The sequence below is a fragment of the Chryseobacterium sp. IT-36CA2 genome (assembly GCF_949767875.1).
Taxonomy (GTDB): Bacteria; Bacteroidota; Bacteroidia; order Flavobacteriales; family Weeksellaceae; genus Chryseobacterium.
Genome location: NZ_CATKPG010000023.1, coordinates 314,542 through 329,167 on the forward strand (window position 1 = coordinate 314,542; position 14,626 = coordinate 329,167).

17 protein-coding genes are annotated in these 14,626 nt (G+C 35.8%); 2 read left to right on the forward strand and 15 right to left on the reverse strand.

Translation table 11 applies throughout. The annotated features are described in order from the left end of the window. Window positions 1-6: 6 nt before the first annotated feature. The 6 genes from ACM6F9_RS18345 to queG all read right to left on the reverse strand — a co-directional run bounded on the left by ACM6F9_RS18345 (window position 7) and on the right by queG (window position 4,916). The gene (locus ACM6F9_RS18345; protein ID WP_414847039.1) at window positions 7-1,095 is read right to left on the reverse strand and encodes an efflux RND transporter periplasmic adaptor subunit; all 1,089 of its coding nucleotides are present in this window, start codon (window positions 1,093-1,095) and stop codon (window positions 7-9) included. 60 nt (window positions 1,096-1,155) lie between these two features. Further along, entirely contained in the window at window positions 1,156-1,488 is a 333-nt protein-coding gene (locus ACM6F9_RS18350) for a hypothetical protein (protein WP_414847040.1), read from the reverse strand. 290 nt (window positions 1,489-1,778) lie between these two features. Further along, a complete protein-coding gene (locus ACM6F9_RS18355; protein WP_414847041.1) occupies window positions 1,779-2,231 on the reverse strand; it encodes an SRPBCC family protein in 453 nt (150 codons plus the stop codon). 51 nt (window positions 2,232-2,282) lie between these two features. After that, complete coding sequence (locus ACM6F9_RS18360; protein ID WP_414847042.1) at window positions 2,283-2,930, reverse strand: murein L,D-transpeptidase catalytic domain-containing protein; 648 nt, start codon at window positions 2,928-2,930, stop codon at window positions 2,283-2,285. A 3-nt stretch (window positions 2,931-2,933) separates the two neighbouring features. Next, complete coding sequence (locus tag ACM6F9_RS18365; RefSeq protein WP_414847043.1) at window positions 2,934-3,617, reverse strand: TIGR02117 family protein; 684 nt, start codon at window positions 3,615-3,617, stop codon at window positions 2,934-2,936. 360 nt (window positions 3,618-3,977) lie between these two features. Continuing rightward, a complete protein-coding gene (gene queG / locus ACM6F9_RS18370; RefSeq protein ID WP_414847044.1) occupies window positions 3,978-4,916 on the reverse strand; it encodes a tRNA epoxyqueuosine(34) reductase QueG in 939 nt (312 codons plus the stop codon). Between the two features lie 164 nt (window positions 4,917-5,080). Between queG and ACM6F9_RS18375 the strand changes: the two genes are divergently transcribed. Together ACM6F9_RS18375 and ACM6F9_RS18380 are read left to right on the forward strand one after the other, a co-directional pair. Beyond that, the gene (locus tag ACM6F9_RS18375) at window positions 5,081-5,380 is read left to right on the forward strand and encodes a rhodanese-like domain-containing protein (RefSeq protein ID WP_105702956.1); all 300 of its coding nucleotides are present in this window, start codon (window positions 5,081-5,083) and stop codon (window positions 5,378-5,380) included. Between the two features lie 27 nt (window positions 5,381-5,407). Further along, complete coding sequence (locus ACM6F9_RS18380; protein WP_414847045.1) at window positions 5,408-6,025, forward strand: hypothetical protein; 618 nt, start codon at window positions 5,408-5,410, stop codon at window positions 6,023-6,025. Window positions 6,026-6,119: 94 nt separating this feature from the next. Here ACM6F9_RS18380 and ACM6F9_RS18385 read toward each other — a convergent pair whose 3' ends face one another. The 9 genes from ACM6F9_RS18385 to ACM6F9_RS18425 form a co-directional block, all read right to left on the reverse strand. Beyond that, complete coding sequence (locus tag ACM6F9_RS18385) at window positions 6,120-6,896, reverse strand: alpha/beta fold hydrolase (RefSeq protein WP_414847046.1); 777 nt, start codon at window positions 6,894-6,896, stop codon at window positions 6,120-6,122. Window positions 6,897-6,911: 15 nt separating this feature from the next. Then, window positions 6,912-7,856: an NAD(P)H-dependent flavin oxidoreductase gene (locus ACM6F9_RS18390; protein WP_414847167.1), complete on the reverse strand. Its 945-nt coding sequence runs from the start codon at window positions 7,854-7,856 to the stop codon at window positions 6,912-6,914. A gap of 117 nt (window positions 7,857-7,973) precedes the next feature. After that, on the reverse strand, window positions 7,974-8,471 hold the full coding sequence (locus tag ACM6F9_RS18395) for a hypothetical protein (RefSeq protein WP_414847047.1): 498 nt from the start codon (window positions 8,469-8,471) through the stop codon (window positions 7,974-7,976). A 61-nt stretch (window positions 8,472-8,532) separates the two neighbouring features. Continuing rightward, window positions 8,533-9,900, reverse strand: coding sequence for a peptidylprolyl isomerase (locus ACM6F9_RS18400; protein WP_414847048.1), 1,368 nt, complete (start codon window positions 9,898-9,900; stop codon window positions 8,533-8,535). Between the two features lie 86 nt (window positions 9,901-9,986). Then, entirely contained in the window at window positions 9,987-10,910 is a 924-nt protein-coding gene (locus tag ACM6F9_RS18405; protein WP_414847049.1) for a PfkB family carbohydrate kinase, read from the reverse strand. 27 nt (window positions 10,911-10,937) lie between these two features. Then, a complete protein-coding gene (gene gldD / locus ACM6F9_RS18410; protein WP_105702962.1) occupies window positions 10,938-11,495 on the reverse strand; it encodes a gliding motility lipoprotein GldD in 558 nt (185 codons plus the stop codon). A gap of 44 nt (window positions 11,496-11,539) precedes the next feature. Further along, on the reverse strand, window positions 11,540-12,574 hold the full coding sequence (gene mutY / locus ACM6F9_RS18415) for an A/G-specific adenine glycosylase (RefSeq protein WP_414847050.1): 1,035 nt from the start codon (window positions 12,572-12,574) through the stop codon (window positions 11,540-11,542). A 141-nt stretch (window positions 12,575-12,715) separates the two neighbouring features. Then, window positions 12,716-13,189, reverse strand: coding sequence for a hypothetical protein (locus ACM6F9_RS18420; protein WP_414847051.1), 474 nt, complete (start codon window positions 13,187-13,189; stop codon window positions 12,716-12,718). Between the two features lie 66 nt (window positions 13,190-13,255). Further along, window positions 13,256-14,617, reverse strand: coding sequence for a DUF5458 family protein (locus ACM6F9_RS18425; protein ID WP_414847052.1), 1,362 nt, complete (start codon window positions 14,615-14,617; stop codon window positions 13,256-13,258). Between the last annotated feature and the right edge of the window lie 9 nt (window positions 14,618-14,626).

Sequence of the window (14,626 nt, forward strand, 5' to 3'; positions counted from 1 at the left end):
GAAAGGTTAATACTTCTTTTTGATTTTGATCACATCACCATTTTTCAAAGACTGAGTCCCTTCATAAATGATTAAATCTCCTTTTTTAAGACCGTTTTCTACCATATAAGAATCTCTTAAAGTAGCTCCGATCTTAATGTTGGTCATTTTCACTTTATTCTGTTTATCCACTACAAAAGCATAGGTTTTATCCTGGATGGAGAAGGTAGATTTCTGTGGAATAAGAATCGCATTGTTCTGCTGTTCTGAAATAATAAGTTTCCCAGAAGTACCGTGTTTGATCAAACGATCAGGATTTGGGAAAAGTACTTTATAACGAATGGAACCTGTGGTTCTGTCGATTTCTCCCTCTGCTGTTTTTAAAGCTCCGTTGAACTGGTAATTGGCTCCGTTGGGAAGCGTCAGTTCAATCTTTTGATGGTTTCCAATTTTATCATTGGCCAAAAGCTCAAAATATAGGTTTTCAGGAATGGAAAAATAGGCGTATACTTCGTTCAATTGGGAAAGTGTGGTCAATAGCGTACCATTTTCTACCAAACTTCCGTCTTTATGAGGAATCACGTCAATTACGCCATCAAAAGGCGCAGTAATTCTTGTAAAGCTTATTTTCTGAAGAACGGTTCTCTTTTCTGCATCGGCAAAAGCATGTTTTGCTTTGGCTGAAGAAAGTTTTGCTTTCACCATTTCCAACTCGTTATTGGCAACAAATTTTTTAGCATGAAGACTCTGAATCTGTTTGAGCTCCACTTCTGCAATACGAACGTCTGCTTCGGTCTGTTTTAATGCTGCATTGGCTTTCAGAAGTTCCATCTGAAGTTCAGCGTCATTGATTTTGAATAAAGCCTGTCCCTGATGCACAAACTGTCCCTCGTTGACATAAATATGCTGTATAATGCCTCCGATCCTGGAGCGTATTTCAACATTTTTTTTAGCCTGGATATCGGTGACAAACTGGTTACTCACCAATGTATCTTTTTCTTTGATTTCCAGTACGGGAACTTCTTTATCTCTTTTATTGTTTTTCTCCTTGTCTTTACTGCATGACACAGCGAATAATGTTGCAACTAAGCAAATTATTACAGTTTTAAAATACATTTTTAAATGTTTAGGTTATAAAATTTTCGATAAAATGATTTGGTTTACAGAATTTTACAACTAGTACAACTGGAGGAGATGGAGAAAGGATTTAACTCCACAAATCATAGAGACTGCAATCTCCGGAAGGATGATTTTCGGAATACTTTTTAAAATTCCTGAAAAATCTGCGATTGCAGGATCATTTTTTTTGACTGAATATTTTACAATTTTGGCAGCAGCAGGCAATGCGTGCGTGTTCATATCTGCCTCTTCGTAGACATCCAGAACGTGAATGTTGTTTACATGAGGAACGTGAGGAATATTCTGCCATGATTTTTCTGCCCAATTCGAATTGAAAAGGGTAAAAACCAACAGGATATAAAATAAGAAAAATGACCTCAGACTTGTCATGTCAATCAGAACACATTAGTTTTTCAGTAAAAACGATAGTAGTGCAAAAATAGGGATTTCTACCGGGAAATCCGGCCATTGAACTGTTAAAAAAACTTAAACAATGGGGTGAATAAAGGATATTTTTAGCTATAAAAGTAACAAAAGCAGAACACAATTTGGTACTGAAAGTTTTGATGTAACCTTATAGGAAGGCTAGATCATTTTTTAGGCAGGCTTAAATTTCGGCTAAAGCCAATGGAATTTTGGGTATCATTTAAAACGGGCTAAAGCCCGTTCCTATTGAATAATTAAAACAATTTACTCAATACTCTAAAGCGGTAATCAAAGATGTGTTCCAATTTTTTTCTTACAAAAAGACGGTGAGCAATTTCTCCCAGAAATCCCATGGGAAGTTCGTAATCTATGGTATCTTTCATCAAAACGCCATCTTTATTGGAAATAAATTCATGGTGGTGGTTCCATAGTTTGTATGGACCTTTTTTCTGAAAATCAGTGAAGCTTTTCTGGAAATCGACCTGGGTGATCTTTGTTTGCCACTTCATTTTAATCCCGAATAATGGAGAAACATAATAATCGATGGTCATTCCTTCATAGATTTCATCATCTTCCATTTCCGTTAATACAATGAAACCCATGTCTTTCGGAGTAATTTCTGAAAGATTATTGGCAGAGGAAAAGAATTTCCAGGCAGTTTCTATATCACAATTGAGCTGTTGTTCACGGAAAAGCGTATGTTTCATAAGACAGAATCAGTTTACATGATGGTTACGAAACAAATGTATGACAAAGATTTAATTATAGATCCACATCAGGACAGGTTTTCCTGATTTCTGAATCATCGGATCAATTTCTTTCATCGCATTATTGGAAACAGTGGGACATCCCCATCCTTCTGGAGATCCGTTCGGGAAAGTTTCAGTATCACTCATCATATTCCAGGAATGAAAGACAATGAATCTTTTTAATGCATTGCTGTTGGTTTCTTCAAGTCCGTGCATCAGATATTTTACATTAATTCCCCAATCGCTGTAACCTCTTCCTTCCAATTTATATTTTCCCAGGGAAGAAAGATGGCTTCCGTCTTCATTACTGAATCCCGGATTGGCTTTAGAATTATCTTTACTCCAGGCATTAGAACCACAACCATGTCCTACCAGATATTTTTTTGAGATCTTATCATTTTTAAAATCCCAAATAAAAAAACGGTTAATGCCTGAATGAAGACTCATATCAATCAGGATACAGAAATCTTTATTAAGGTTCTTTGAAGTACAGAATTTCAAAGCTTCTTCTGCTTTTATTTTGAGTTTGGAAAGATCGGCTTCCGGTCGCTTTTCTGCAACTACAACTTTTTCTACCGTACTTATTATATTGCTTTTCTTTTCTTGTGAACATGAACCAATCCAAAAAATGATGAAAAACAGATAAATCCTCTTCATATATTATTTATAGTGTTGAAAAATTCCGAAATCTGAAGGTGTCCAAAGTGCAGCTTTTTGACCAGCAGCCTTTAAAGCGTTATTTGACCATGTGTTGCAGGTATACAGAAAGCTGTAAGTGCCTTTTGCATCATAAAAAGCATCATTATCACTGTACACAGCATTTGTAGGGATCAATATAAAGTTTCCGTTCTGATCTCTGTCAAATTTATCTTCCACGTACTTTACTAAATTCTGATATTGATTTCTGCTGATCATGATCATTTTACAATCATCACCTTCTTTCATCGTATTATAATAAGTACAGTGCATTGCAGAATCACTTAACCAGAATGCTGCTTTTACAGCAGTTGAAAATTTAAGATCTGCCCAGGTAGGTGTATTAAGGTAGAATCCTTTGTCTCCCCATCCTATTCCGATGTACTGATAATCTGTTTTTTTTGATTTTGTATTTGCAAAAGGAATTTTCTGACTCCAGTCCTGAAGGTCATTTCTCACAGGCATTACGATATCGGTATGCACTCCATTGGTATAAATGTAAATTGGAATATCTTTCTTCTGTCCATCATCTTTTGCAGACACAGGAATATAGGGAATCAATAGCCCAAGGATGACATAAATAATCACAATTCCCAAAATAATTCCTATCACTTTCAGGAGATACATTAATACAGTTTTCACAGTCATGTTTTTTAATAAAATTTAATCTTTAATTTTTAGTAAAAGTATTTGTTTTAATCGAAAAATTGGCTATATTTAGTTACGAAATATTCATAAATATGCGTAAAAATACTAAATCCCAAAAAAGATTTAAAGTAAGAGTAAAAACTGCTCCTAAAAGAATACAAAAAAAACGTTGATTTTCGGTGAGATCTTAATCTCCTGAAGATCAATTTTTCTTTATAGGAAAGGCTTTTCAAGAAACTTATTGATACAAATCTTTACCTCCTTAAAACTAAAAATTTAAGGAATGGACGATTATCAGCTCTGGTTTGGAACTACAAAAAATTCCGAAGGAGGAATTGTCACCAAAAGTTTAGAAAAAAATCAATCAAAAGACTTCTCTAAAAACTCAATATTTCTCTTAAGTCCTGCAAATTTGGTCCTTTTCACAGGTGATTTTTTGAAGATTTCGGAGAAAATTTCCTGGGTAAGTTCTTTCCATTCTCCTTTTTTGAAGTTTTTCAAGGCTTCATTGGGTTGGAAACGACTCTGTTTATTGGGTGCTGAGAAGCGGTTCCAGGGGCATACATCCTGGCAGATATCGCAGCCGAACATCCAGTCTTCCATTTTATCTTTGAAATGAGCCGGAATTTCATCTTTCAATTCTATGGTTGCATAAGAAATACAGCGGCTTCCATCTATAATTTTTTCAGAAACAATAGCATCTGTGGGACATGCATCGATACATTTTCTGCAGCTTCCGCAATGATCTGTGGTGGCATGATCGGGAATAAGTTCCAGATCACAAATGATTTCGGCCAGAAAATAAAAAGAACCGCTTTGCTTTGTAATAAGATTAGCATTTTTGCCTACCCACCCGATTCCTGATTTTTTAGCCCAAGCTCTTTCTAAAACTGGTGCAGAATCCACAAAAACCCGGAATCCGAACTCTCCTATTTCTTCCTGCAACTCAGCAACCATTTCACGGAGTATCTCTTTAATTACTTCATGATAATCTTCTGCATAAGCATATTTTGAAATCTTAAAATTTTCTAATATTGAGATTTTTTCTTCGGGAAAGTAATTGTAAGAAAGTGAAATAACAGATTTGGAACCTTCCACCAGAAGCCGTGGATCAAGCCTTTTATCGAAATGATTTTCCATATATTTCATTTCTCCGTTATAGTTATTCTTGAGCCATTTTTCAAGACGCGGCGCTTCTTCTTCCAGAAAATCAGCCTTGGAAATACCACAGTTCTGGAACCCAAAACTTTTTGCCTTGGATTTTATCAGTTGGGAATATTTTTCAGCGCCTGTATTCATAATTTAACAGTGCAAAATTAAGATTATTTTATCAATCTTCTGATTTTGGAGGAAGTTCATACCACAGCAGGTTTCTTTTCTGAAAAATTATGTTTTCATTAGGATTTTTTTCAAAAAAAAATTACGTAATTTCGTTTTTAATTTAATATTTAAACTCAACAACTATGTCTTTAATAGAAGTAATACAATCTGGAAACTATGAATTAATTGACGTTCGTGAGCCAATGGAGCTTGAAATGGACGGTAATATAGATGGTGCTAAGAATATTCCTCTAGGTGAAGTAGAAGATAGACAAGATGAGATTCTTTCTATTGAAAAGCCTGTCATCTTATTCTGCAGAAGTGGAAACAGAAGCGGAAAAGCATTGGATTATCTTACTGCTCAAGGATTAAAGGACGGTTATAACGGCGGCGGATGGGCTGATCTAAAGGCTGTTCTGGAAGCAAATCAGGGAACTTTTTAAAAGTTCCTTTTTTTATACCTTATTCCTATGAATCTGAAAAATCAATTTGAACAGCTTTGTTCTCCGTTTACAGAAGATCAGCAATTAATCCACGATCTTTGGAAGGAGATTGAAACCAGATATTCTGAAAAAGGCAGACACTATCATAATCTTCTTCATCTTGAAAATATGTTTCGGGAGTTTAAAGCAGTGAAAATGAATATCTCAGATTTTACAGCTCTTTCTTTTTCTGTATTCTATCATGATATAATCTATGATGCAACTTCCAAAGCTAATGAAGAGAAAAGTGCTGCTAAGGCAGAAAAAAGGCTTGCAGAACTTCATATGCATCAAGATACCATTTCAATAATTTCTGAGCAGATTCTTGCCACAAAATCTCATCAGCGTTCTGATCAGAAAGACATTAACTATCTTTTGGATGCTGATCTTTCTGTATTGGGTAAAGATTTTAACACCTATCTGGAATACACTCAAAATATCAGAAAAGAATATTCTATTTATCCTGACTTTCTTTATAAACCGGGACGAAAAAAGGTGCTTAAGCATTTTCTGGAGCTTGAAAGCATCTTTAAAACAGAACATTTTAAAGAAAAATATGAAGTTCAAGCCAAGGAAAATATTGCTAAGGAACTCCAATTATTGTAATTGAAAGGGATATTATTTTAATTTTTCTTTTTTACATTAATAAGACATCCTGATTACAAGATGTCTTATTAATATTGTTACCGCTCATACTGTATTAAAAAAATTTACTGATAAATTCTGCTGCTTTTTTCAATGCAAGTTCAGGAACTTCTTTATGCGGTGTATGCCCGATACCGGGAATAATATATTTTTCAGCATAACCACTTACCTGAGATATGGTTTTTTCTACCTGATCCAAAGTACCATATTCATCAGCTTCTCCCTGGATGAATAACAATGGAGCTGTGATATGTTTCAAAAGGTGTTCAATATTCCAGCTTCTGTAGTCGTCTCGCGTCCAGGTTTCTGTCCAGGCTTTGAATAACGTATCTACTTTATCTCCGTGGTACTTTTGTAAACGTTCTGCAAGATTAGTCGTCTTGTAGGCTTCCCACGCGTCATAAACACCTTTCAATGTTATATCTTCCACAAAGATATGTCCGGCTTCGCAGATAACGGCTCTTATCCATTCCGGATAAACGGCTGCCATAATCAGGGCGATTGTTCCTCCATCACTATGTCCGAATAAAATAACATCCTCAATATCAGGTTCAATTTCAAGCAAAAGTTCATTCAATAGATGAGCTTCTAGTGCCATATAATTCACAGGTCTTACATGAGTAAGCATAGGGTAAGATTTTCCATATCCTAACCTGTCATAGACCAAAACATTGCATCCTGTAACCTCAGACAACTTAGCAGGAAAATCTCTCCAAAGTTGTACTGAACCGAGTGAATCATGCAGAAAAACAATGGTTGGCCTGCCCTCAAACGGATTATGGTGTTCTATATATAATTTGTTTCCCTTTACATCAATTATTCTTCCTTCCATTGAATAAAATTATATTTAAAAAGTGGGCATTTTTGTTTCTTCAAATTCCTTTAACAAATGATTGAAAACAGTTTCCACCGGAAGAACTTCATCAATCAGGGCAGAAACCTGACCAATTTCCAGCTCTCCATCTTCCATATCTCCTTCAAACATTCCGCGTTTTGCTCTGGCTCTTCCTAATGAGGCGATCAAAGCATCTTTATCTCTTCCATTCAGGTAGATATCTTCCAATTCATTGAAGAATTTGTTTTTTACCATTCTTACAGGTGCCAGTTCTTTCAAAGTAAGGTGAGTATCTCCTTCCTGTAATTCTGTGATTTTCTTTTTCCAGTTTTCATGGGCACTTGCTTCTGTAGTAGCTGCAAAACGGGAACCGATCTGTACACCATCTGCTCCAAGAATCATTGCGGCTTTCATCTGTGAGCCTAAGGCAATTCCGCCTGCTGCAATTAATGGTTTAGAAATATGTTTCTTTACATTCGGAATCAAACAGAAAGTTGTTGTTTCATCTCTTCCGTTATGCCCACCTGCTTCAAAACCTTCTGCAACAATGGCATCTACTCCTGCATCTTCACATTTTACAGCAAATTTGGTAGAGGAAACTACGTGAGCTACTTTTATTCCTTCTTTTTGAAGGGTTTCTGTATAAGTTTTCGGGTTACCTGCAGATGTAAAGACAATTTTCACTCCTTCTTCAAGAATAATCTGAATGATCTCCTCAATATTCGGATATAACATCGGTACATTTACCCCAAAAGGTTTATCTGTTGCCAGTTTACATTTTCTGATATTTTCTCTTAAGATATCCGGATACATACTTCCAGCTCCTATGAGTCCTAATCCCCCACAATTGGAAACAGCTGAAGCCAGCCTCCATCCGGAGTGCCAGATCATTCCTGCCTGGATAATTGGATATTTAATATTAAAAAGGTGTGAAATTCTATTTTGTGTAGCCTCCATATCATGAAGTTTTTTTGCAGCGTTGAAATCTATAAAATTGCTCATGTGTAAAAATACTAAAAACAACGATTTCCAGAACCTTCTATTGATTAAAAATGTGTAAAAAACCTCTTATTGTTATTTTCTATATTGCCCTAAAACCCGATCAATAACAGGGCTTATTTTTACAAACCTTTGGGTGAGTTCATGAACTTCCTTTTCTATAGTATCTTCATCTAATTTTATCCAGCCTTCCATTAATGTCAGCGGACCATAGTTTACCTTTACATTAGGCCAGTCATTCTGATATTTTAAAAACTCTTGCCTGAAATTTTGTGCAAAATTTCTGGCTGGTATTTTATAGTCTTTCAAGGTTCTCAGTTTAAGGGCATGAATATTATAATAGATCTTATTTTCCAGAATAGTCTTGTCATTTACCCAGACTGAAAAGAAAATCCTTCCTTGAGCATCTAAAGGCGATTGTGGGTCTCCTGACCATTCAGGTTTGTAAACTTTAAAGGCAACCGATTCTAAAACTATGTCTACAGACCATTTCAACCCATTACTGAGAAGAACATCTTCAGAGATTCCGGATGTTGCCTGGTGAAACTTCTTTAGATAAAAATCATAGTCCATACTCTTAATTTTTGTAAATATATCAATAAAAAAACCTTCAGAAATTCTGAAGGTTTTTATTTTATTTTGTCATGGATTGTTTCTTCCAGTTAGACTTAAAGCTACAGCTGTCGTAGCGTCCGTCAATAGAAATAAAAGTTGTTGGCAATTTAGAATTGACAAACTTTTCAACCATTTCACTTTTCTTTTTGTTCAGCGCCATCTGCTTGATTCTGCTGAAGTCTGTTTCCAGTGTAATCTGGTGGGAAGGAATCACATCATCAATTTTGATGATTTTGATCTGCTTTCTTTTATTTTCTTCATCTTCAAAAGCAGTAGTGATATCTCCTTTGTTCAATCCTGCTAATTCGTAGCTGATTGTTCCCGGAATACTTTCTCTTTCAATTTTATCAGAACCATCAGCTCCAGGAATTACTCCTGCGTTGAATTTTGTTCTTTTGTCATCTGAAAATTTAAAAGCAGCATCTTTAAATGTGATCTTTCCATCCATGATAAGCCCTCTGATACTGTCTAATTTTGCTTTTGCAGTTTTGATCTCTTCATCAGTAGGGGTAGCTTTCAACAGGATGTGTCTTGCATCATATACCTTACCCGATCTCTTCAGCAACTGGATAATATGGAATCCGAATTCAGATTCGATAGGATCTGAGATTTCATTTTCCTGAAGGTTCAAAGCAGCAGCTTCGAAGGGCTTCACCATCTGTCCTTTGTTTATATTTTTATATAAACCACCATTGGCAGCTGACCCCTCATCTTCAGAATAAATTCTTGCCTGGCTTTCAAAAGTCTCACCTCCTGCAATATCCTGTTTGATTTTTTTCAATCTGTTGATCAGCTCTTGTTTATGAGCTTCCGTTAATGTAGGATAGATCATAATCTGCGCCAGGGTAACTTCGTCTTTTACCTGTGGCAGCTGAGTTTTATACATATTATAAAAATCAGTTACTTCATTTGGAGTAACATCGGCCTTATCAGTTACTCTCTGGTATTTTGCCTGTCCGTAGTACTGGTCTGTGTCTATCTTCTCAATAGCATTTTTCAGTTCATAAGCATTTCTGAATTTGTAGGCTGCAAGCATTGTTTTTTCATCCGGAAATTGAGCAAGCATCTGACGATATTTTGCATTAGCCTGTTCTTTGATTGCTGCAGAACGGTTTTCAATTAAGGTATCTTTTTTTGCTTCGAATACAAGAAGCTTGTTGCTGATAAGATTTTCCAGAAACTCACATTTGTCTGTATTTGCAGCTCCCTGTTGTTTTCCATAATTCATCTGCTCCAATACATCAGATTCCAACACAATCTCATTCCCGATAACAGCTGCAATACCATCCACCAAATCTCCTTGTTTTAGCTGGGCATTCATCATATTAGAAGAAAATATCATGATGAAAATCCCAAGAAGAAAAGTGATTTTTAGTTTATTTGTCATTTTACTATTTTAACAAGTTGCAAATTTAGAATTCTTAACGAATTTCACTCAATTTTTTATTATAAATATTTCTTAAAAAGACTTATTTACTGCAGTTCAACATCAAAAGTCGTTAATTCTTTGAATTGTCTCAATCTGTTGAACATATCTGCTTCGTTGACTTCTTCTATTCTTTCTGTTCCAAATTTCTCAACAGTGAAAGAAGCCATTGCAGATCCTACGATAAGAGCAGATTTCATGGTATCGAAGTCAATTTTCTCTTTTTTAGCAAGGTATGCCGCAAATCCTCCTGCAAATGTATCACCAGCTCCTGTTGGATCAAAAACATCTTCTAATGGAAGTGCCGGGATAGCAAATACTTTATTATCATGGAAAAGTAAAGCTCCGTGCTCTCCTTTTTTAATGATTACGTATTCAGGACCCATTGTGTGGATCTTTTTAGCTGCTTTTACTAAAGAATATTCTCCTGAAAGCTGTCTTGCTTCTTCGTCATTGATTGTAATAACGTCTGTTTTAGCAATCATATCCATTAATATATCCCATGCAGAGTCCATCCAGAAATTCATGGTATCAAGAATAACCAATTTAGGACGGTTGTTCATTTTTTCAAGGACTGATAACTGAACTCCAGGGTGTAGGTTTCCAAGTAATAAAATTTCGGCATCCTGCATTGAATCCGGGATTTTCGGATCAAAGTTTTCCAGTACATTTACTTCTGTAGCCAAAGTATCTCTTGTATTCAGGTCATTATGGTATTTTCCGGACCAGAAGAACGTTTTTCCTTCTTTTACGATTTCAATTCCTTCGATGTTTACATCTCTGTCTGTGAACATATCAAGATGTTCTTGTGGAAAGTCTCCTCCTACTACAGAAACAATTCCGGATTTAACACCTAAAATTGATGAAGTGATTCCGATATAAGTGGCTGCACCTCCTAAAATTTTGTCCGTTTTACCAAATGGTGTTTCAATTGCATCAAATGCAACACTTCCTACAACTAAAAGTTTCATATATTTTTCAATGTATATTAAAAGTAATTATTTTTTCCATTCAAAAGTGTCCAGCAGATGCTTCATATCATTTTTGATATAGTTCACTGCAGGCGCAAGAGAGTCCGGTTTCGGTCTCGTATTAAAGTATAAGTAAGCAGTAACGAAGTGTTTCGTACTGTCTGTAATGTAAAACTGAAGATTGGAAGCACTCTGCCCTTTCAGCTCATAGAAATTCCCGTATACTTTCTTTTCAGGGTATTCGAAAGATTTTGTATCTATAGAACTGGCTTTGATGGTATGTTCATATACCATCTTTTCAGCTTCCTTGATATGATCTGCAAAGTCGTTTTGTATAGGGTAATAGGTAACGAAAAGCTTAGCCTTCATTTTTGGATAATTCAGATAGAACCAGCAAGGTTTCTTAGCAGGTGCAATCGACGCAAATTCCGAATATTCAAAGGTATAGGCACAATCGTTTTCAAACTTTTGGTATTTCGGTGCGGGATATTCCAGACGCAGTTCTCCATAAGGTTTTGGTGAAGGGTCTTTTCCACATGAAATTAAAAGCAGTGATACAAAAATAAAAATGACTTTTTTAATCATTTTGCAAAAGTACAAATTAGATTTCAGATTTCGGAAGACAAATTTCAGTCTTTCAGAGAGTTTTGAATGTAATTTTCCAGAGGCTTGGGAAACGATTTTTCATGAGAGCCCTCAGCATCTGTAATCAGGTACTGATTTTCAATGATAAAATCATTCCATACCTCCTCAGAAGTAACCTCAACATTCCATATTTCAATACTTAAGTTCTTATGGGTTAGTTTATGATTAACTGTTTTTGAACCTGTAATAAAGGTTTCCATATCTGAAGAAATACTATCAGGAAATTCAAATAATTTTTTCCAGATGAAGTCATCTGCCCTCTGACGGATCAGAAATTGTCCATTTCTGTGTACAAAATAATAGGTCAAAGCGAGATCTTCTGCTTTTACTTTTTTTGTTTTTACGGGATAAGCGGAGACTTTCTGTGTAGAAAATGCCAGACAGTCTTCATTCACAGGACATTCTCCACACAATGGATTTTTGGGTTTACAGATCTCTGAACCAATATCCATCATCGCCTGATTAAAATCTCCCACATTTTCCGGCATCACCAAAGCAGCCAGCTCAGAAAAATAGGTAAATGCTTTTGAATTCGAAATATCAAAATCATCCGCAAAAAGACGGCTCAGAACGCGGTAGAAATTCCCGTCAACAGCAGGCATTCTTCCACCAAAGCAGATACTTGATACCGCAGCTGCAGTATACTTCCCTACTCCTTTTAATTTTAAAATTTCTTCGTATTGATCAGGAAAGACACCCTGATAATCATTCATGATCTGCTGGGCAGCTTTATGAATATTAATGGCTCTGGAATAATATCCCAATCCTTTCCAATAGAGTAAAACTTCGTTTTCTTCAGCTTCTGCCAACGTTTTTACATCTGGAAATCTTTTAATGAAATTATTATAATGATTCAATCCCTGATTGATCCTTGTCTGCTGAAATACGATTTCACAAATCCAGATTTTATACGGATCTTTTGTCTGTCTGAAAGGCAGATCTCTTGCATTATTACTATACCATTCAAGGATTTTGCTGCCTATATGCAGAAAATCAGAACTTCGGTTATCCTTCTCCAAAAATTTTTGTTTTGCTTTTATGAGATACTTCGACTTCGCTCAGTATGACATTGCTAATACCAACCGTTTTCAATAAACGAATATTATTTACTGTCTTATGCATTGCGGAGTCAAAACATTTTGTATCTGCAAAGATAAAATTTATTTATCAGCTTTAACAGAATATACGGGAGCTGCTTTTAACCACTGATATTCCAGGTTTCTGTCTTTGGCAATAAAACGATAACCTTCCAGTTTTTTCAGATAAACGTACATGGAATCACTATTTTTGATCTTTAATTTGTATTGGGATAAAAACAGCATTGGCATATCTACAGTAGAATCTCTTACTGTTTTCAATACTTTCCCTGATCTTACTTTATAAAGAAAGAATGATTTTCCACGGCCTTTTGAACTGTCTGCAAGCTTTACGTCTGAACTTGCGATAACGAGTTCACTGCCGTCAAAGCATTCGCTCCTATTCATAATGTATGCTTTTCCTTCCTGGCGTTCGTCTGCAAAAAGATCATTTTCGTAACTGCCGGGACTTTGGTATTTTTTTTCACAGCTTATCAAAATGACCATCAATATGATGGGTAAACTAATAATAAGCTTATTATTAATATTCAATTTCATAGGTGTTGGTTGAAAAAAAACCGATGTAAAATTGCATCGGTTTTTGTTATGTAAAGTACGTTGATGTTACTCCTGAGTATATTCTGCATCCCATTCGTTACCATCATCTCCTTTGTGTCCGTCTAATTTAATAACGAAACTTTTTGTAGGGAAATAAGGGGTCATACGAATATCCAGCCATACTCTGTCTTTGTTTACTCTATCCTGCTCGAAACGAACAATTTTGAATTTCTCGATCAATTTGTCCGGTCCTTTGATATTATCAAGGAAGGTTACAATTTGTCTTCTCAAATCGTCTTCATTTTTAGCATTCCAGTTTTCGAAAGCTCTTCTGTTCAGGAAGTCTAGTAATACCTTGGTTACATAGTCGAATACACGCACTACGGAATATGTCTGAAGGCCAATATTATCTCCTGTAAATAAGGTCTTCGCAGAGAAGGCCATAATTTTTCCGTACTCGTTTACCATTGGTACAAGACCCATTTTTTCCAATTGAGAAATTTCACTTTTCTTCAATTCGAATTTTACAGCGTCTACTTCGTTGATGTTACCATGTTTTTTACCTGCTGCTACCTGAGACATCAGTGTTTTATGGATTTTTCCAGCTAATGAAGTGGAAGGTGGAAGTTCTACGTTTTCTTCTTCCCCTACTTCTTCAGCTTTACCACGTCCTACAAGCCAGTTACACGTCATAATAACGTTACTTCTGTGAAGTTCACCTCCTGTAAGATTTGCAGAATGGAATAAATCTACCACGTCATCCGGCTTGTCAAGGTTTGCAAAGTCTGTAACCATCATTACTTTATTTTCGTTACAGATTTTTGCCCATTTCTCGATTACTTTATTGGATCCTAAATATCCTGGTATTGCAAGGATTGAATAGTTATCTCTAAGGTCAAGACGGTCGTAATAATTTTTGAATTCTTCTGAAATTGCATCAATGAACAAAGGGTTATCTAGATCGGAAACCTGCTCAAGGCTTGCATTTACGATACTTACGTTGTCCACTTTATCCAATTCTGTATTTTTGTAGAATTGAGCTACTGTTCTGTAGTTGGTTTCCAACAGACGAACGGCATCCAGTGTATTTTTTAAGTTTGTTTTTAAGTTTTGATCGGCCTGTTGTGCTTTACTTTTGCACGTATCAGCCATTTTATCTGCAGATTCACTCCCTTCTAAAAGGTTCACCCAAAGATTGATCTTCTGAAGAAGTTCTTTTCTTTCGTCTGCTTTATTGCTGTCATTCAGGAAGATTTCTTTTCTTGCCTTTCTTGTTGGGTTCATATTGGCGATACCGTCTACAACGGATTCAACAAAGCCAAAACCTCCCATTTTATTGAGCTCTGCAAGCGGGTTACCTTTCGGTTGCCCTGCATGTTGCTGCTGCCCCTGTTGTTGGCTTTCTTGTGCCTGTAATTTGCTATCCATGATTTAATG